This window comes from Pseudomonas sp. 91RF, from assembly GCF_003576265.1.
Classification (GTDB): domain Bacteria; phylum Pseudomonadota; class Gammaproteobacteria; order Pseudomonadales; family Pseudomonadaceae; genus Aquipseudomonas; species Aquipseudomonas kribbensis.
In genome coordinates, this window is record NZ_QWFC01000047.1 from 78750 (window position 1) to 97376 (window position 18627).

An 18627-nucleotide genomic window follows, 5' to 3' on the forward strand; every position below is an offset into this window, starting at 1 on the left:
CTACTCGACCACCAACCGCCCCAACCGCTGACGCAGCATGCGGTTCTCGGCCCGCAGTTCCTGCACTTCTTCCAGCAGGTCCAGCGCCAGGGCGACGCCTTCCCATTCCAGCTCCAGGTCGCGCCGCAGCTTCGCGGCGCGTTTGGCCAGGGCCAGTTCGTAGTCGGTGAAGCGCCATTCCCGGGGCTGCGCGCCCTGAGGTTCGAGGATGCCGTGTTCGACGATTTCGATCACGTAGACGTCCGACAGATCGGCCGCCTCACAGAATTCTGCCATGTCCAGTTGAACGATCAGGGGGCTGCTCATGATGGGCTACTCCGTCGTCAGTATCAGAAGTTCTCTCGCGGATTGAAGGCGGCCTTCTTCGCCAGTTCCTGCCACAGCGCCTTGACGTCATCGCCGGCGGCCTTCGGCATCACGGCCTTGAGCTGGACGAACAGGTAACCGCGTTCGCCAGCCTTGTTCTGCAGACCGTGGCCCTTGGCGCGCATGCGCTGACCGTTCTGGCTGCCGGCCGGCACCTTGAGGTTGATCTTGCCGGTCAGGGTCGGCACCGCCACTTCGGTACCCAGCGCCAGTTCCCAAGGGGCCAGCGGCAAGGTGATGATCAGGTTTTCGCCTTCGACGTCGAATTTCGGGTGCGGCGCGAAACGAATCGTCAGGTACAGATCGCCGTTGGCGCCGCCACCAATGCCCGGCGCGCCCTGACCCTTGAGGCGGATGCGCTCGCCGTCGGTCACGCCCGCCGGGATCTTCACGTTCAGGCTCTTGCTGGTGTTGCTGACGTGCTGGCCGCTGGCGTTGTATTGCGGTACCTGGAAGCTGATCTTTTTCGATTCGTTCGACAGGGTTTCTTCCAGGAAAATCGGCAGTTCCAGTTCCACGTCTTGCCCTCGGCGCCCGGCGCTGCGGGATTGCCGGCCAGCGCTGCCACCGAAACCGGGGCCGCGATTGCCAAAGATCGAACTGAAGAAGTCCGAGAAATCACCCGTTTCGCCACCACCGCCACCGAAGCCGCCACGGCTCTGCCAGCCCGGCGGGCCCTGGAACGGCTGACCGTGCTGGCCGTAGCGACGCAGGTCGTCGTATTCGGCGCGCTTGTCGGCGCTTTTCAGTGCTTCATAGGCTTCCGAGGCGTCCTTGAACTTGGCCTCGGCGTCTTTTTCCTTGCTGACATCGGGGTGGTATTTACGCGCGAGCTTGCGATAGGCAGCCTTGATTGCCTTGTCGTCAGCCGTCGGCTCCACACCGAGTATCTTGTAATAGTCTTTGAAGTCCATCGAAGGAATCACCATCCGTTATCGATTTCGCGCCGTTGCCAGCATGCGCCGATTCGCGCAAGGCCGGTTGACCGATCTCAAGGTTGTGACCGGGTGGCGCAGCAGAAGTTTATCGGCAGTGGACGGCGGTTCTTGCGACCGCCGGTATGTCTGCCGGCCCATGCCAGCAAGTTTGGGGCAAAGCGCCGACTTTCAAGCAAGCTTAGACGCTAAATAGCGGATGACCGGCCTTCGAATCTGTCGCGCACTGACATACACTGCGCGGCCGTTTTTTTGACCGGAACCGAAAGACATGAAAGACGCCTCTCCAGCCCGTGCCTGCGGCATCGACTTCGGCACGTCCAACTCCACCGTCGGCTGGCTGCGCCCCGGCATGGAAACGATGATCGCGCTGGAAGACGACAAGATCACCCTGCCGTCGGTGGTCTTCTTCAACATCGAAGAACGCCGCCCGGTCTACGGTCGCCTGGCGCTGCACGAATACCTGGAAGGCTACGAAGGCCGACTGATGCGCTCGCTCAAGAGCCTGCTCGGTTCCAAGCTGATCAAGCACGACACCAGCGTTCTCGGGACCGCGATGCCGTTCAAGGACCTGCTCGGGCTGTTCATCGGCCAGCTCAAGAGCCGTGCCGAAGCCGCCGCCGGTCGTGAGTTCGAGCAGGTGGTGCTGGGCCGCCCGGTGTTCTTCGTCGACGACGATCCGCTGGCCGACCAGGAAGCCGAAGACACCCTGGTGGAAGTGGCGCGCAAGCTCGGTTTCAAGGACGTTTCGTTCCAGTACGAGCCGATCGCTGCGGCCTTCGACTACGAGTCGACCATCGAAAAGGAAGAGCTGGTACTGATCGTCGACATCGGCGGTGGTACGTCGGACTTCTCGCTGGTGCGCCTGTCGCCCGAGCGTCGGGGCATGGATAACCGTCACGACGACATTCTCGCCACCGGCGGCGTGCACATCGGCGGGACCGATTTCGACAAGCAATTGAGCCTGCAGGGCCTGATGCCGCTGTTCGGCTACGGCAGCCGCATGAAGAGCGGCGCGTTCATGCCGACCAGCCATCACATGAACCTGGCGACCTGGCACACCATCAACTCGGTGTATTCGCAGAAATCGACCCTGGCCCTGGGCAGCATGCGCTACGACATCGAGGACACCGGCGGCATCGACCGTCTGTTCAAGCTGATCGAACAGCGTGCCGGGCACTGGCTGGCGATGGAAGTGGAAGAAACCAAGATTCATCTGACCCACAACGACAGCCGCCATGTTGCGCTGGACCGGATCGAATCCGGGCTGAACGTCGAGTTGACCCGCGCCCTGTTCGAATCGGCCATCGATTCGCAGCTTGAGCGCGTGCGTGGCAGCGTCACGCAATTGCTGGCGGACGCCAATGTGGCGGTGGGTCAGGTCGATACGGTGTTCTTCACTGGCGGTTCCAGCGGCATCCCGGCGCTGCGCAACAGCGTTTCGGCGATGTTGCCGAACGCGCGGCATGTGGAAGGCAATATCTTCGGCAGCATCGGCAGCGGTCTGGCGATTGAAGCCATGAAGCGTTACGGCTCGATGAACTGACACCACGATGATTGTTCCCACGCTCTGCGTGGGAACAATCTGACAAGGATCTTCGCAGTCCTTAAACCATCCCGCCCAGCTTCAACTCACTCTTCAGATACGCGTAATAAATCGGCCCCGCCACCACCCCCGGCAGGCCGAACGCGGCCTCGAACACCAGCATCGCCAGCAGCAACTCCCAGGACTTGGCACTGATCTGCCCGCCGACGATGCGCGCGTTGAGGAAGTATTCGAGCTTGTGGATAAAGATCAGATAACCCAGCGCGGCAACCGCCACCCAGATCGACAGCGACAGGCCGACGATGGTGATCAGCGTGTTCGACATCAGGTTGCCGATCACCGGCAACAGACCGAGCAGGAACGTCAGCACAATCAAGGTCTTGGTCAGCGGCAGCTTGATCCCGAACAGCGGCAGGATCACCGCCAGGAAGATCCCGGTGAAGAAGGTGTTGAGCAGGGAAATCTTGATCTGCGCGAAGACAATGTTGCGAAACGCCTGAACCAGCAGGTGCAGACGGTCGAACAGTGCGGCCGCCAGCGGCTTGCGTTTGGTGACATCCGGCACGCGCTGCAGGGCGATGATCGCGCCGAGCACCATGCCGATCAGCAGGGTCACGAACATGTGCGCCGCGTCCTTGCCCACCAGTTGCAGCTCGGACAGATGCTTGCTCGCCCATTCACCGATGGCCACACGGAACTCGGCGGCGCTGGCGGGCAGGTAGCTGTCGAGAAACGGCGGCAGTTGCCCGCGCGCACGGTCAACCACACCCATGAATTTGTCGAGGGAAGCCCCGGGATTTTCCGCCTCGTGCAGCAGGAAGCTGATGGCCCCGGCAAAGATCAGCGCCAGCACACTCACCACCAGCGTGCCCAGTAATGCCACCGCCAGCCACCGTGCGCGACGGCCTTCGATCAGCCGTTGCAGTTGCGGGGTGAGCATGTTAACCAGCTCGAACACCAGCAGACCGGCCAGCAGACTGGGCAACAGGCGTAGCGGCAACACCAGCAGCAAACCGCCGAAAATGATGATGCAACTGACCCAGAACACAACTTGACGCTCAGAAAACGTTGGCATACAGCCTCAAAACGAACGGCGTAAAAGGATTGGCAGTCTGCCAGCGATCCGGCGCCGAAGCGAGCGGATGCCCTGCCGCTCGCTGCGATTTGTCGATCTTATTTTTTCTTCAGACAATCACTCATGAACGCCTTGCGCGCATCGCCCGTCAGGGCCTTGGTCTTGGCGTCGGCATTACAGGTTTTCATCTTTTCCTGCTGCGGGGTCAGGGTCTTGGCGTCATTGGCCGCCGGCGCTGCCTTCAGGCAAGTACTCATGAAGGCTTTGCGCTCGTCGCCTTTCAGGCTCTTGGCCGTGGCGTCGGCGTTGCAGGTGGTCATCTTGTTCTGTTGCGCCGTGGCGGCAAAACCCTGGGAGCACAGCAGCAGACCGATCATCAACAAAGGGACACGCAGCATCTTCATGGAGTTTTCTCCTTGTCGCCGCATCGATGGATACGGCCTCCGGCTGAGTGTAGTCAAAGCTTGTTACACCTTCCTGCTCTCCAGGTGACTGCGCCGGTATTGCTCCGGCGTACACCCGGCCTGGCGGGCGAACATGGCGATGAACGCCGAGCCGCTGCTGTAACCGAGATCGAAGGCGATTTCCTGCACGCTGCGCGAACTCTCCAGCGCCTCGATGGCGGCGAGATAGCGTAGGCGCTGGCGCCACTCGCCGAAACTCATCCCCAACTCCCGCACGAATTGCCGGGCCAGGGTGCGTTCGCTGACATGCACCTGCGCCGCCCAGTGCGCCAGCGGCTCGTTGTTGCCGGGCTCGGCCTGCAAGGTTTCGAGGATGGTCAGCAGCCCGGGGCTGCTGGCGTACGGCAGATAACACTGATGAACCGGCGCCTGGCGCAGTTGATCCACCAGCACCTGGGCCAGGCGCTGGTCGGCGTCGAACGCGGGGATCTTCACATCCCGGGCGGCGAAGTCCTTGAGAATGGCCTTGAGAATGTCGCTGATCGCCAGCGTGCAAGCCTGCGCCGGCAAATCCGCGCACACCTCGGGCGCCAGGCACACTGCTCGATAGTTGACCGGTTGATGGCTGTAGAAACTGTGTTCGACCTGCGGAGGCACCCACACCGCGTATTGCGGCGGCGACATGAAGCGGCTGCCGTCGACATCCATGTGCAGCACGCCGTGGGCCGCGTACTCCAGCGTGCCCCACGGGTGGCGATGCGGTGCGGCGTATTCATGGGCGTTGAAGTCGGCGTAGCGGAAGTACACCGCCGACGGCAGTTCGCTGAAATCCAGCAGATCGATGTGTTTACTGTTCATGCTGTCCGGAATCAGGGGCGGGTTGTCCGGTTCGCAGTATAGGCCTGCATCCAGACAGGGGATAATCACCGTTCATCAACGTACTGGTTTCTCCTCCCATGCAATACGCGTTTCCCCTGCTGGCAATTTTCATCTGGGCCGGCAACACCGTGATCAACAAGCTGGCTGTCGGCGCGATATTCCCCGCCGAGATCGGCTTCTACCGCTGGCTGCTCGCCGGCCTGCTGTTCACCCCGTTCATGCTCAAGAAGGTAATTGAACACTGGCCGCAGATCCGCCCGAACCTGGGCAAGATCTTCATCCTCGGCGTGCTGGGCATGGCGGTCTATCAGAGCCTGGCCTACTTCGCGGCGACCATGACCAGCGCCACCAACATGGGCATCATCCTGTCGCTGATGCCGTTGATGTCGCTGGCCATGGCGATCATCAGTCTCGGCCAGCGTCTGACCGCCGGCGCGCTGGTCGGTGCGGTGCTGTCATTCGCCGGGGTGCTGGTGGTGGTGTCGTCCGGCAGCCTCGGCGCGCTGCTGCAACACGGGGTAAACCTGGGTGACGCGATGATGCTGATCGCCACCCTCGCCTATGCGATCTACAGCACCCTGCTGAAAAAATGGCAGCTGCGCCTACCGCCGTTGGTGTTGCTGTACTTGCAGGTGCTGGTGGCGGTGGTGGTGCTTTTCCCGCTGTACGCCATGTCGCCGAAAACCGGCCTGACCCTGCAGAACATTCCGCTGGTGCTGTACGCGTGCCTGCTGGCCTCGATGCTTGCGCCGCTGGCGTGGATGCAGGCCGTGCAGCGTCTGGGGCCGAGCCGGACCACGCTGTTCTTCAACCTGTTGCCATTGATCACCGCGCTGATTGCAGCGGTGGTACTGAAGGAACAACTGGCGATGTATCACCTGGTCGGTGGCTTGCTGACGCTGGGCGGGGTGATTCTTTCCGAGCGCTGGACCACCGTCCTCGGTCGCTCCCGCACTCCGAGCGCGGCCTAAACCCCGGCGGCCTTCAACCGCGCCGCGTGCTCGACGAACAGCCGCACCGGGTCCGCGCCTTTGCCGACCAGTCCCAGCGACTGGTTGACGATGTCGAAGTGATCCATCGGGTAGTCATCGCCGATGACCGTGCCGAGATGCGAGCTGTAGCGTCCGACCATGCCGTCGCACTGCCCCGGTTCGCGCACGAAGGTTTTGGCGAACAACCGGCAACTGCGATTGGTGCCGTCGAACAGGTTGCCGCCACGGTCAGTCTTGCCCGGCTGCAAGGTGCCAGACCACGAGTAATAGCGCACGCCGTTGACCTCTTCCGGCCCGTGCCCGCCCCACGTTTCCGGCAGGCCCTGTGGATAACGCTGGTTGAACAGCGCCACGCCTTCAGTAGTCAGGGAGTTGTGCGAGGCGTGGATATCCACCGGCAGTTTCGGCCCGTGGTAGCCGGTTTCCATAAGTGCCATCAGCCAGCCGACAAACCGCAGCAGCGCCTCGAGGATGCGGCCCCGGGCGCTGTCCGCCGGATAGTGTTTCGCCAGATAGTCGGCCAGCTCCGAACCATGATTGGGCCCGGCCACCGAGGTCACCGAGGCCACCAGATCCGGGCGTTTGGCCGCCGCATAACGCGCCGTCAGCGAGCCCTGGCTATGGCCGAACAGATTGACCTTCGCTGCACCGGTCTCGCGCAGGATTTCATCGATCCGCGCCAGCAGCTGCTCGCCGCGCACCTCGGTGGAATTGAGCGGCGACACCTGCACCGCAATCACTGTCGCCCCACCCCGACGCAACGCTTTGATGATCCCGTACCAGTACGGGTACAGCACCAGACGGATGAAACCGAGCATTCCCGGCACCAGCACCAGTGGATAACGTGTGGCCGATTCCTGCGACATGGGCAGACATCCCTGTGGTCGGTGGGTGGATGCATGACGTGCAAAACGCCCGCCAAGCATCCTCCTCGATGATGACAACTCCACGACCAGCCTACTTCAGCCCCACCACCCCCGCCACAATCAGCCCCACCGACAGCAGTTTCATCAGCGTCAGGCTTTCGCCCAGCAGCGCGAAACCGAGAAACACCGTGCCGAGCGAGCCGATGGCAGTCCAGATCGGGTAGGCGATGCTCACCGGCAGCTCGCGCATGGCCAGGGTCAGGAAATAAATTCCACCTACCGCCGCAACCACGGTAATCAGAGACGGCCACAGCCGGGTGAAACCCTCGGCGTATTTCATGCCCATGGCGAAAGTGACTTCGAATCCGGCCGCGATCAGCAGAAACAGCCAGGCCACCTAGAACTCCCGGGCCAGGTCGAGCAAGCGCTGCTCGGCCTCGGCCACTGACACCGCAAAGGTGCGTTCGGCGGATTCTTCGCCCTCGGCCGCGACCACCGTGACGTCGTTGATGCCGATGAACCCCAGCGCCGTGCGCAGCCACGGATCGGCGTGGTTCAGCGCCTCCAGCTCGCCGCCCGGGCCGAAACCGAAGCCACCGCGACTGGTGACAATCAGCGCTCTCTTGCCCTTCAGCAGCGGCGTGTACTGGGCCACGCCGTTGTCCAGGGTGTGGTCGAACGTCAGGCCCAACCGCACGATCTGATCGACCCAGGCCTTGAGGCCGCTGGGCACGTTGAAGTTGTACATCGGCGTGGAAATCAGCAGCAGGTCGTGATCGAACAGCTCTCCCACCAGTTGATCGCTGAGGGCCAGATCGGCCTGCATCGACAGCGGCCGGGCCTCGGGCTCCGGATAAAACGCTGCGGCGACAAACGCCTCGTTGACCGCCGGGATCAGTGCCCTGCCCACTTCGCGGCGGGTGACTTGCGCCTGCGGATGACGGACTTGCCAGGCACTGAGAAAACTTTCCGCCAGGCGCCGTGAATGGGAACGCTCACCGCGTGGGCTGGCATGGATCGCAAGAATCTTGCTCATCTGAAACTCCTTGGGGCTAGACTTGAGTGACTGTGTGGCGCCAGATTGCAGGCATCACTTCTTCACCTCAAATGAGCAAAAATCAGTCTGGATGAATTGATTTCATCCGTGGAGTTTTCCATGTTCGCTTCACTGCCACTGACCGCCCTGCGCGCGTTCGAATCCGCTTCGCGCCTGTTGAGCTTCAAGGCAGCCGCCGAAGAACTGGCGGTGACGCCGACGGCGATTTCCCATCAGATTCGTTCGCTGGAAGACTGGCTCGGCGTGGCGCTGTTCGAACGCCTGCCGCGTCAGGTGCGCCTGACCGAGGGCGGTGAGCGGCTGTTTCGCAGCCTGCACGGCGCATTACTGGAGGTGGCACAAAGCGTCGACACCCTGCGCCCGCAACGCAGCGGCAGCAGCCTGACGCTGTCGACCACAGCGGCGTTCGCCGCGCTGTGGCTGGTGCCGCGACTGGGGCGGTTTTACGCGAAGCATCCGAACACCAATGTGCGGCTGGACACCCACTGCGAAGTGATCGACCTGCACCAGGACGCCAGCGTCGATCTGGTGCTGCGCTACAGCCTCGACGATTACCCGAACCTCTACGGGTTGTGCCTGTTCGATGAATCGTTCGGCGTGTACGGCTCGCCGGAGCAGGTGGCGCTGGCCGCTCGTCGCACACCGGCGCTGATCAGCGTGCACTGGCATAACTCGAAGCTGTATGCCCATGGCTGGGAAGCGTGGTGCGCGCAGTCAGGCGAAAACTGGCTCAATCAGCATCCGGTCATCCGTGAATACGACGAAGAGCACTACGCCCTGCAAGCCGCGATCGCCGGGCAAGGGCTGGTGCTGGCGAGCAATATTCTGGTGTCGGAAAGCGTCGCCAGCGGCTTGCTGGTGCCGTACAAGGGCGAGGTGCAGGTCGATGGGGCGGGTTACAGCGCACTGTGCGTGCCGGGGCGCGAGCGGCATCCGCCGGTGCGGGCATTCTTCGCTTGGCTGCAGGAAGAAGCGCAGTTGTCCGGACTGTCGCCGAGATCGCCGAAAAATACATAAAACTTTTTGCAGCGCGCATCACTCACAACCTGGGTAGCGATCACGTCGGCAGAACGTGGCGCCAATCGGATTAGCCTCCAGGAGACTGAAATGAGTGACCTGCATTTGTCTGATGTTCAAACCCTGCGCGAGCGCGCACGCCAGCACGTCGAAAACGGCGCAGTGACCGAAAGCTACAGCGCCAATCGAGAAGAAGTGCTGCGTCTGCTCAACGAATCGCTGGCCACGGAACTGGTCTGCGTCTTGCGCTACAAGCGCCACTACTTCATGGCCAACGGCTTGAAGGCCAACGTCGCCGCCGATGAATTTCTCGAGCACGCCACTCAGGAAGCGGCTCACGCCGACCGCCTCGCCGAGCGCATCGTGCAACTGGGCGGCGAGCCCGAGTTCAACCCGGATCTGCTGTCGAAGATGTCCCACGCACAATACGTGGCGGGCAAAACCCTGAAGGAAATGGTCTACGAAGATCTGGTGGCCGAGCGGATCGCCATCGACAGTTATCGCGAGATCATCCAGTACATCGGCGAAAAGGATCCGACCACGCGCCGGATCTTCGAAGACATCCTGGCTCAGGAAGAAGAGCATGCGGATGACATGGCGGACATCCTCAAAGACCTCTGATTCCTCCAGATCCAATCGCGGGCAAGCCCGCTCCCACAGGGTTTTCACTGAACCTGTGGGAGCGGGCTTGCCCGCGATAGCTTTCTGATAAACGCTAGAGAATCATTTAGTGGGTTTGACGGTCACGGGCGCCTTGCCCGCCTTCATCTGCTCCAGCAACGGCGCGCACTGATTAGGTTCGCCACCGCTCGGCGCCACCAGCGCCAGCAACCCCGCCGCCGGCGCGGCGATCACGCCCAGCGCTACCATGCCGGCACCGCGCAGCATCAGCGGCACCGCTTTGACCCCGGCGTCCGGCTTGATGAACTTGCCGCGCACGTACAACGGCGAACGCAGGGAGATCAGACGCCAGCCCTTGGATTCCGGTGTCACGGTCAGGTCCAGTTGCTCGGTGGCCATGTTCGCCGTGCCGTCGATGTAGATGATCGCGTTCTCGGTATCGAACACGAACAGCCGCGTGGTCGCCAGACCGGTCTTGATATCGAAATCCGCCGCCGCGCAATTGATCTTCACTTCCTTGTCGCCAAATACCTTGCCGACCACGTAGTTGCCGACGTTGAGGCCCGCCAGCTCCATCAGCTCACGACTGATCGCGCCGTCGTTGATCAGCATCTTCAGGTTGCCGTTGGCACCACCCAGAAGCTTGGCCACCGAGTTGCCGCGACCGCTGATGTCGGCATCGCCGTTGAGCTCGCCGAAACTGGTCTTCATCGGCTCGAAGGTCGGGAACAGCTGCTTGAGTTTGAACTTGCGCGCGGTCAGTTTCGCCCGGCCTTCCAGTGGCTCGGTGCGACCATTGAGGCGGATCTGCGCATCGAGGTTGCCGCCGGCCACGCCGAAGCGCAGCGGTTCCAGGCTCAGTTCGCCGTCGTTGAGCTTGAGGTGGGTATAAAGATCGGTGAACGGCAGCTTCTCACTGTGGACGATGCGTTTGCCGGTAAATTCGACGTCGGCGTCCATCGCCCGCCAACGATCAGTCTTGAACTCTTCCACCGGCAACACCTTGTCCGCCGGTTGCTTGCTCTCGCCACCACGGGCCTTCTGCTTGTCGTTGGAGTCGGCACCAATCAGCGGTGCAAGGTCGGCGAACAGCAGTTGATTGGACAGCAACGCTCCGCTGAGTTTGGGCCGTGGCTGGCTGGCGACGTAGGCCAGGTCGCCGTGAATGTCGCTGCCGCCGATCTTGCCGTTGAACTGCTCGTAGCGGAACTGCGCGCCGTCCGGCTCATGGAGTTTGGCGATCAGATGACCGTCAGTGGAATACGGCGGCGTGTCCGGCAGGGTCACGCCGGTCAGCGGATAGAGATTGCCGAGGCTGGCACCCGCCAGTTTCAGGCGCAGGTCGAGGGCGCCGAGGTTCAGCGGATCAGTCAGGGTGCCGGCGAGTTCGATACTGGTGTCGCCGATCTTCGTCTGGGCCTGCAACGGGAACGGTTTGGCCGCATCCTGCAGGGCCAGCAGGCCGCCGACCTTGCCTTGTCCGGTGAGTTTCTGACCGTGATACTGGCCGGTGACTTTCAGTGCAAAAGCGTAATCCTGCGGGGCGCCGCCCTTTTCCAGCGCGGTTTTCGCCGCTTTGTCGCCGACGATTTCGCTGAAGGGAATCGGCTTGCCTAGCGGATCGATCAACAGATCGAGATTGGTCTTGAGGGTCTGGTCGTCCAGGGTGACGTGCCCCTTGTCGAAACCGATGGCGCCGATGTCCACCACCCAGTTCGAGGGTTCGGCGTTCGGGTCCTTGGGATCGAATTTGAACGTCCAGTTGGCGCGGCCATCGGCCAGGCGCTGCAATTGGGCGTTGGGTTCGGTCAGGTCGATGCGCGGGATCGTCACCCGTTGCGCCAGCAAGGCCAGCGGCGAAATGCGCAATTCGACCTTTTTGAGGGTGACCATCTGCGGCTGCTTCGACCAGTCCGGGTTGCCCAGGGTCAGGTCTTCGGCCACCACATGGGGCCACGGCACCCAGGCGCGCCAGCCGCCCTCGTCCGGCTCGCGCTGCCAGACTACGGCGAGGTTACCGTTGATGGCGAACGGTCGGTGCAATTCTTCCGAAACTTTGGCGTTGAGCGGCGGTTTGATCCGGTTCCAGTCGAAGAACACGATGATCAGGACCAGCACCGCCAGCAACAGCACGAGGGTGGCGAAGGTCCAGACGAAGATTTTACGGGTGCGCGTCATGCACAAAACTCCTGAAAACGACTGCGGATCGACGCCGCTGATACAACGGGCCTTGCAAGGCCCTCATGAAGTCTACGACTGACAAACCGCCCGCAGGTTTAATCGAAAGCCCCATCGGGGCCAAAAAACGGTGGCCATTCTGACCGATCGGTCGAATCGGCGTTACCGGCCCCGCACTTTTGCGGGGCGCAAGTGGGTGGAAAATACCCACCGCAGTGCAAAACCGCCCGCCTGAAACGCCCGAGCTAGAGCCTCCCAAGCGAACAATCAATTCTGTTGATTATTACCATTGTGTTTATGAACTTTTATATCGACTTATCGAGAGTAGCATTGGCTTCGTACCCACTTTATCGCCCTCCCAAGGAGCAACCCATCATGAAACGCCAACTTCTGTTCAGTCTTACCCTCTCGATGCTGGCCAGCACCGCTTTCGCTCTGCCAGCTGCCGACCAGGCTACCCCGCAAGTGAAATCCAGCCACTCGGTGTTCAGCCAGACTGTCGCTGCTGACGGTTCGGACCGCACTCCACAAGGCCAGACCCTGGCTGAAAACGGCCGTAACCGCCTGGAAGAAAAAGGTCTGGTTCAAGATGGCTATGACAAAACCCCACAAGGCCAAACCTTAGCCGAAGGCGGCCGTGATCGTCTGGAAGAGAAAGGTCTGGTTCAGGACGGTTACGACAAGACTCCACAAGGTCAGACCCTGGCTTCCGATGGCTACGACAAGACCCCACAAGGTCAGACTCTCGCCTCCGACGGTTATGACAAGACCCCACAAGGTCAGACTCTGGCCGAAGGTGGTGGTGACCGTGTGATCGAACGCAACAGCGCTTTGAGCTAAGCCCGTGGCGGCCTGGAAAAAAAGCCCAATCCCCGGATTGGGCTTTTGACTTTTCAGAGGCCGGCATAAAAGAAGTCGAGATTTCACTGCTCCCTCTCCCCCGCTGCCGTTCGACGCCGACAAAGCCTATTTGCTAGAGTGCGGCGCTTGTCTTGCCTAAGAACACACCCTTGCGATGCTGCCCCGCGCCGAACAGAAACAACAGACCCGCAACGCCCTGATGGACGCTGCCCGCCACTTGATGGAAAGCGGCCGAGGATTCGGCAGCCTGAGCCTGCGTGAAGTGACGAAAACCGCCGGCATCGTGCCCACCGGTTTCTACCGGCATTTCGCCGACATGGACGAACTCGGTCTGGTACTGGTCAGCGAAGTCGGCCAGACCTTTCGCGAAACCATCCGCCTGGTGCGCCACAACGAATTCGTCATGGGCGGCATCATCGATGCCTCGGTGAGGATCTTCCTCGACGTGGTCAGTGCCAACCGTTCGCAGTTTCTGTTCCTGGCCCGCGAGCAGTACGGCGGATCGCTGCCGGTACGTCAGGCGATTGGCCGTTTGCGGGAGGACATCAGCTCCGACCTGGCGGCGGACCTGGCCCTGATGCCCAAGCTCCAGCACCTCAATCACGAGGGACTGAGCGTGATGGCCGACCTGATCGTCAAATCGGTGTTCGCCACCCTGCCGGACATCATCGACCCGCCGGCCGAAGCCCTGCCCGAACATCTGACGCCCCAGGCGAAGATCACCCAGCAGTTGCGCTTCATCTTCATCGGGTTGAAGCACTGGCAAGGGCTCGGCAGTACCGAGTAATCCTCCAGCCCCCCAATCACCCTGTGGGAGCGAGCCTGCTCGCGATAGCGGTGTATCAGTCACCTCGATGCTGACTGAGCGCACGCTATCGCGAGCAGGCTCGCTCCCACACTGGCTCCTGTTTGGTGCATGTAAAAAACTTCATGCACCAAAACACCTCACAACCCTGCAACATCTTGAAACATCCGCTAGTCTCCGACAGGGTTTTCCTACGTCTCGTCCGATTGGCAAGCCCCTTGCTCTAGCCTGAGCATTGTTCTTAGCAGGAAGCTTTCCGATGCTGGTGATTCATCGCAGAATCGACCCCCAACCCGTCTGGGCCGCCGAGTTGCACCTGACCTTCGAGGCCAGGAGCAAAAGCCGTCTGCGCTGTTTCAGTGCCGACGGTGAAGACGTCGGACTGTTTCTGGAGCGCGGCCAGCCGCCGCTGCATGATGGCGAATACCTGCAAGCCGAAGATGGCCGGATCGTCCGGGTCTGCGCCCGCCCCGAGCAACTGTTGCACGTCACCTGCGCCAACGCCTTCGAACTGACCCGCGCGGCCTATCACCTGGGCAATCGCCACGTTGCGCTGCAAGTCGGTGACGGCTGGTTGCGCCTGCTTGACGACTACGTGCTCAAAGCCATGCTCGAACAACTGGGTGCGCAGGTCGAATCCATCGAAGCCCCGTTCCAGCCGGAACACGGCGCCTACGGTGGTGGCCACCACCATTCGCGGCACGGTGAAGAAGACTTCAACTACGCGCCGAAACTCCACCAGTTCGGCGTCCGTTTGTGAACCCGGCCTGGGCGCTGCTGCGCCTGGCCAGTCCGCAACTGCCGATTGGCGGCTACAGCTATTCCCAGGGTCTGGAGATGGCTGTGGATAACGGCCGCGTCGACAGCCCGGAAAGCGCCCGACGCTGGATCAGCGATCAATTGCTGCTCAACCTCGCGCGATTCGAAGCGCCGCTGCTGCTCGCCCATTGCCAGGCGGCGGCGAACGAACACTGGGATGAATTGCGCAAGCTCTGCGAAAGCCACCGCGCCAGCCGCGAAACCCGCGAGCTGCATCTGGAGAGCCGGCAGATGGGCTACTCGTTGCAGCAATTGCTTAACGGCTTGCCCGAACTCGATCAGGCCGCGCGGGACTTTCTCGAACACTGCGCCGAACCGCACCTGGCCCTGTGCTGGGCGCTGGCGGCCCGCGCCTGGCAAATCAGCCCGCAGGACGCCCTCGCCGCCTGGCTGTGGAGCTGGCTGGAAAACCAGCTCGCGGTGCTGATGAAAACCCTGCCGCTGGGCCAGCAAGCCGCCCAGCGCCTGACCAGCGAACTGCTGCCGCTGCTGCAACAGGCCCAGCAGGACGCCACCCGAATCAATCCCGAACACCTCGGCAGCGCCGCGTTCGGTCTGTCCCTGGCGTGCATGGCCCATGAGCGCCAGTACAGCCGCCTGTTCCGTTCCTAGGGCCTTTCAGTCTGGAGAATCACATGAACACACAACCCCTGCGCGTCGGCATCGGCGGCCCGGTCGGTTCCGGCAAAACCGCGTTGACCCTGGCCCTGTGCCTGGCGCTACGCGAGCGCTACAACCTGGCCGTGGTCACCAACGACATCTACACCCGCGAAGACGCCGACTTTCTGGTACGCAACGAAGCGCTGGCACCGGAACGCATCATCGGCGTGGAAACCGGCGGCTGCCCGCACACGGCGATCCGCGAAGACGCCTCGATCAACCTCGAAGCGGTGGATCAACTGAACCGGCGCTTTCCGGGGCTGGACCTGATTCTGGTGGAGTCCGGTGGCGACAACCTTTCCGCGACCTTCAGCCCGGAACTGTCCGACCTGACCATCTACGTGATCGACGTTTCTGCCGGCGACAAGCTGCCGCGCAAGGGCGGGCCCGGCATCTGCAAGTCCGACCTGCTGGTGATCAACAAGATCGACCTCGCGCCGCTGGTCGGCGCCTCGCTGGAGATGATGAACAGCGACACCCAACGCATGCGCAACGGCAAGCCGTTCGTGTTCAGCAACCAGAAAACCGGTCAGGGCCTGGAAGACATCATTGCCTTCATCGAACGCCAGGGCCTGCTGACTGCAGCCTGATTCACTGATCAACAAGGAAGCTTCTCCATGACACTCAAACGCATTCTCGGCGCCGTCGCACTCCTGCTGACACCGGCACTGGCCTTCGCTCACCCTGGCCACGGCGACTCTGGCCTGGTGGCCGGTATCAGCCACCCGATCGGCGGCCTCGACCATTTGCTGGCGATGGTGGCCGTCGGACTGTGGGCGGCGCAGCAGCAAGGCGCGGCACGCTGGGCGCTGCCGTGCACCTTCGTCGGCACCATGCTGATCGGCGGCCTGCTCGGCTTTGAAGGGCTGGAGTTGCCGGCGCTGGAAAGCGGTATTGCCGCTTCAGTACTGGCGCTGGGCCTGGCGGTTGCGCTGGCGGTGCGTCCGCCGCTGGTGATGGCCGTGGCGGCGACGGCGCTGTTTGCGCTGTTCCATGGCGTGGCCCATGGTCTGGAGTTGCCGGACATGTCGAGCCCGTGGGCGTATGCCGCCGGTTTCGTGGTCGCGACGGCTGCGTTGCACGCGGCGGGTTATGCGGTCGTGCGTTTTCTGCCTCAGGCGGCTGCGCCGCTGGTGCGCCTGGCCGGAGCCGCTTCGGCGGTGACCGGCGCGTGGTTGCTGGCCGGCTGAATTGCACCTCTGATCGTTCCCGGGCATGGCGCGGGAACGATCGATCGCCACTCTCTGCTACCATGTCGCGCAATCGCCCCTGCCGTGACGACGTCCGCCCATGCCCCACGCTTCCCGCTCTGCCTCCCTGCCTGAATTGACCACCCTGTTCGGTGAAGTGCAACAGCACTTTCTGGACGTGATCGTGCCCCTCTGGCAGGGACCGGGCTGGAACGCTGACATGGCGCTGCCTTACGAGGCGCTGGACGCCGCGCATCAGCCGCTGCCACCGCAGCGCTATCGGGCCATGGCCTGTGCACGGCAGCTGTACCTGTTTTCCAGCCTGATCGGGGTTGTGGATAACGCCGAAGTCCGCGCGGCCGCGTTGTTCCGCTCCCTGCAACGGCACTTCCACGATGCCGAGTTCGGCGGCTGGTTCTACAGCATCGATCCCCAGGGCAAACCGCTGGATCAGCGCAAGGATCTCTACACCCACGCCTTCATCCTGTTCGCCTGCGCGCATTACTGGGAAAAGTCCCGCGAGCCCTTGGTCGAATCGACCCTGAACGCTGCGCTGGAAGTCATCGGCCGGCGTTTCGCCACCGGTGACGGCCTCTATGAAGCCTGCCTCGACCGCGACTGGATCACCCTGGAAACCGGCCCGCTGCAAAATCCGCTGATGCACCTGGCCGAAGCCTTCCTGGCTACTCTGGCCGTGCGCGAAGATCCCCAGACCCAGCAGGCGTTGAGCGAGTTATGCACAGCCATGCACAAGCACTTCGTCGATCCGCAGGCCGGTGTGCTGATGGAGAAACCGCTGGGGGCTGTGGATAACTGGTATGAGCCGGGCCATCAGTTCGAGTGGTATTTCCTGCTGGAGTCTTCGCCCCTGCTGCGCGGCTCGAAACTGCATGCCGCGCTGGACCGGGCCTTTGCCTTCACCGAGCAGTACGGCGTGGTGCAATCGTCCGGTGCCGTGCGGGCCATGCTCGATCTGAATATGGACGGGCGGCCGAAAGATTCGACCCAGCGCATCTGGGCCCAGGCCGAATACCTGCGCGCCCTGACCTTGCGCCCGGGCAGCGAAGCCGTCGTGCTGCGCCAGTTGCAGGCGTTGCAGCAGCGCTTCCTGCATGCCGGTGGCTGGCATGAATGCCGCGACGAGCAGGGCGAGGTCAGCCGCAAGGACATGCCGTCGACCACGCCGTATCACTTGGCGACCTGCTATGCCGGTCTTGCTGAGTATCTACGCTAACTGACAATCCGCTATCGCCAGCAGGCTGGCTCCCACAGGATTTGCATTGCAATGTGGGGCCAGCCTGCTGGCGATTGGTCCTCAGGCAATCCACTTCCTGTCGCCGGTGAAGCTGATGGTCAGCCAGCGCGCCGCGTCCGGTTTGCCCAGCTTCGCGGAAATCTGCTCGCGCAGCACATCCAGCTCGCCGACGCTCTGCAACCGGTAATCCGCCGGCAACACCACATGAATCTCGATGAACCGCGCCCGCCCGTGCTTCTGCACGTAGGACACGTAATCGTCGAAACCATGCTCGACCTTCGCCGCCTCCATCACCTCGCGCACCTGCTCATCCAGCGTGTCCGGCGCCATGCCGAGCACATCACGCAGCGCCGGGCCGAGGATCTTGAAGGCCGGCGGCAACATGGTCAGGGCCAGCACGATCAGGATCAGCGGATCGACGAACTTCGCCCACTCGCCATAGCCCTGGGACTTGAGCAGCAGCGCCGCCAGGAAGCTGATCAACAGGCCTACGGAGAGCATCGCGTCCACCAGCCAGCTGATGTTGTCGAACTGGATCAGGCTCGACTTGAGCTTGCGATTGCGGTGGCGCACGTAGAAAAAGTAGGCGAACTCGACAACGGTAAACACCGCCGCGTAGATGATCACCAGACCCAGTTCGATCTCACGACCGCCATTGATGATGCCGAACACACCATTGAGAAACGCGTAGATCGCAATCAGCAGCAGGAAGCTGCCCTCGATCAACAGCACCATCGGCTCCAGATGCCAGAAGCCGAACTGAAAACGCTGGTTGCTTTGCTTGGCGATCAGCTTCGCGGTGATCAGCATCAGGACTTTGATGAAGGTTGCAATCAGCGAAAAAAAGCCATCGAACAGGATGGACTGGGAACCCGAAATAAAACCGGTGGCGATCCCGGCGATCGACACGGCGAACATCAGGATGGTCGATTGTTTGAGCAGCGACTGCTCACCTCGGTTACTCACTTTGACTCCTCGAAAAACCTTGAAAACCGCAGGGTGCGGTGGGGTTGTTGAGGGATGAGTCTACCTTACTGCCAGATTCTGGCCGATTTGCCCTCTTCGCCAGCAGGCTGGCTCCCACATTAAAATGCAATCAAT

General features: G+C 62.0%; 21 protein-coding genes. 11 read left to right on the forward strand and 10 right to left on the reverse strand.

What is annotated here, in order from left to right:
- Together DXT77_RS23700 and DXT77_RS23705 are read right to left on the reverse strand one after the other, a co-directional pair.
- A complete protein-coding gene (locus DXT77_RS23700) occupies positions 1-306 on the reverse strand; it encodes a chaperone modulator CbpM (RefSeq protein WP_119429418.1) in 306 nt (101 codons plus the stop codon).
- Positions 307-329: 23 nt separating this feature from the next.
- Positions 330-1280, reverse strand: a complete 951-nt coding sequence (locus DXT77_RS23705) for a DnaJ C-terminal domain-containing protein (RefSeq protein ID WP_119429559.1) — start codon at positions 1278-1280, stop codon at positions 330-332.
- A 292-nt stretch (positions 1281-1572) separates the two neighbouring features.
- Between DXT77_RS23705 and DXT77_RS23710 the strand changes: the two genes are divergently transcribed.
- On the forward strand, positions 1573-2847 hold the full coding sequence (locus DXT77_RS23710) for an Hsp70 family protein (protein ID WP_119429419.1): 1275 nt from the start codon (positions 1573-1575) through the stop codon (positions 2845-2847).
- Between the two features lie 61 nt (positions 2848-2908).
- On the opposite strand, the gene DXT77_RS23715 is transcribed toward DXT77_RS23710, so the two are convergent.
- From DXT77_RS23715 to DXT77_RS23725, 3 genes are all read right to left on the reverse strand, one after another.
- Positions 2909-3922, reverse strand: coding sequence for an AI-2E family transporter (locus DXT77_RS23715; protein ID WP_119429420.1), 1014 nt, complete (start codon positions 3920-3922; stop codon positions 2909-2911).
- Positions 3923-4020: 98 nt separating this feature from the next.
- Positions 4021-4326, reverse strand: coding sequence for a PsiF family protein (locus DXT77_RS23720; RefSeq protein ID WP_065258819.1), 306 nt, complete (start codon positions 4324-4326; stop codon positions 4021-4023).
- A 63-nt stretch (positions 4327-4389) separates the two neighbouring features.
- Positions 4390-5184, reverse strand: coding sequence for a helix-turn-helix transcriptional regulator (locus DXT77_RS23725; RefSeq protein WP_085711295.1), 795 nt, complete (start codon positions 5182-5184; stop codon positions 4390-4392).
- Positions 5185-5282: 98 nt separating this feature from the next.
- On the opposite strand from DXT77_RS23725, the gene DXT77_RS23730 reads away from it, so the two are divergent.
- On the forward strand, positions 5283-6176 hold the full coding sequence (locus DXT77_RS23730; protein WP_114881242.1) for a DMT family transporter: 894 nt from the start codon (positions 5283-5285) through the stop codon (positions 6174-6176).
- Here DXT77_RS23730 and DXT77_RS23735 read toward each other — a convergent pair.
- The 3 genes from DXT77_RS23735 to DXT77_RS23745 all read right to left on the reverse strand — a co-directional run bounded on the left by DXT77_RS23735 (position 6173) and on the right by DXT77_RS23745 (position 8099).
- Positions 6173-7063: a triacylglycerol lipase gene (locus tag DXT77_RS23735; protein WP_119429421.1), complete on the reverse strand. Its 891-nt coding sequence runs from the start codon at positions 7061-7063 to the stop codon at positions 6173-6175. The genes DXT77_RS23730 and DXT77_RS23735 overlap by 4 nt on opposite strands.
- Before the next feature lie 91 nt (positions 7064-7154).
- The gene (locus DXT77_RS23740) at positions 7155-7460 is read right to left on the reverse strand and encodes a multidrug efflux SMR transporter (RefSeq protein ID WP_119429422.1); all 306 of its coding nucleotides are present in this window, start codon (positions 7458-7460) and stop codon (positions 7155-7157) included.
- Positions 7461-8099 (reverse strand): FMN-dependent NADH-azoreductase, encoded by a 639-nt coding sequence (locus DXT77_RS23745; RefSeq protein ID WP_114881240.1) that lies wholly within the window; start codon positions 8097-8099, stop codon positions 7461-7463.
- A gap of 108 nt (positions 8100-8207) precedes the next feature.
- Between DXT77_RS23745 and DXT77_RS23750 the strand changes: the two genes are divergently transcribed.
- The gene (locus DXT77_RS23750) at positions 8208-9137 is read left to right on the forward strand and encodes a LysR substrate-binding domain-containing protein (RefSeq protein ID WP_178083488.1); all 930 of its coding nucleotides are present in this window, start codon (positions 8208-8210) and stop codon (positions 9135-9137) included.
- A gap of 90 nt (positions 9138-9227) precedes the next feature.
- Positions 9228-9758: a bacterioferritin gene (locus tag DXT77_RS23755; RefSeq protein WP_085711185.1), complete on the forward strand. Its 531-nt coding sequence runs from the start codon at positions 9228-9230 to the stop codon at positions 9756-9758.
- A gap of 102 nt (positions 9759-9860) precedes the next feature.
- Here the strand turns inward: DXT77_RS23755 and DXT77_RS23760 are convergent, their stop codons facing one another.
- Positions 9861-11936 (reverse strand): AsmA family protein, encoded by a 2076-nt coding sequence (locus tag DXT77_RS23760; RefSeq protein WP_119429424.1) that lies wholly within the window; start codon positions 11934-11936, stop codon positions 9861-9863.
- A gap of 375 nt (positions 11937-12311) precedes the next feature.
- On the opposite strand from DXT77_RS23760, the gene DXT77_RS23765 reads away from it, so the two are divergent.
- The 7 genes from DXT77_RS23765 to DXT77_RS23795 all read left to right on the forward strand — a co-directional run bounded on the left by DXT77_RS23765 (position 12312) and on the right by DXT77_RS23795 (position 17505).
- On the forward strand, positions 12312-12776 hold the full coding sequence (locus DXT77_RS23765; RefSeq protein ID WP_114881238.1) for a hypothetical protein: 465 nt from the start codon (positions 12312-12314) through the stop codon (positions 12774-12776).
- Positions 12777-12951: 175 nt separating this feature from the next.
- Positions 12952-13584, forward strand: a complete 633-nt coding sequence (locus tag DXT77_RS23770) for a TetR family transcriptional regulator (RefSeq protein WP_119429425.1) — start codon at positions 12952-12954, stop codon at positions 13582-13584.
- 277 nt (positions 13585-13861) lie between these two features.
- The gene (gene ureE, locus DXT77_RS23775) at positions 13862-14362 is read left to right on the forward strand and encodes an urease accessory protein UreE (RefSeq protein WP_119429426.1); all 501 of its coding nucleotides are present in this window, start codon (positions 13862-13864) and stop codon (positions 14360-14362) included.
- Positions 14359-15033 (forward strand): urease accessory protein UreF, encoded by a 675-nt coding sequence (locus DXT77_RS23780; RefSeq protein ID WP_119429427.1) that lies wholly within the window; start codon positions 14359-14361, stop codon positions 15031-15033. Before ureE ends, DXT77_RS23780 begins: the two co-directional genes overlap by 4 nt.
- A 23-nt stretch (positions 15034-15056) precedes the next feature.
- On the forward strand, positions 15057-15671 hold the full coding sequence (gene ureG / locus DXT77_RS23785; RefSeq protein WP_007950645.1) for an urease accessory protein UreG: 615 nt from the start codon (positions 15057-15059) through the stop codon (positions 15669-15671).
- A gap of 27 nt (positions 15672-15698) precedes the next feature.
- Positions 15699-16271, forward strand: coding sequence for a HupE/UreJ family protein (locus tag DXT77_RS23790; protein WP_064379124.1), 573 nt, complete (start codon positions 15699-15701; stop codon positions 16269-16271).
- Between the two features lie 100 nt (positions 16272-16371).
- On the forward strand, positions 16372-17505 hold the full coding sequence (locus DXT77_RS23795; RefSeq protein ID WP_119429428.1) for an AGE family epimerase/isomerase: 1134 nt from the start codon (positions 16372-16374) through the stop codon (positions 17503-17505).
- A gap of 81 nt (positions 17506-17586) precedes the next feature.
- On the opposite strand, the gene DXT77_RS23800 is transcribed toward DXT77_RS23795, so the two are convergent.
- Positions 17587-18492 carry a cation diffusion facilitator family transporter gene (locus tag DXT77_RS23800; RefSeq protein WP_119429429.1) on the reverse strand — a complete coding sequence of 302 codons (906 nt, stop codon included), beginning with the start codon at positions 18490-18492 and terminating at the stop codon, positions 17587-17589.
- Positions 18493-18627: the final 135 nt, after the last annotated feature.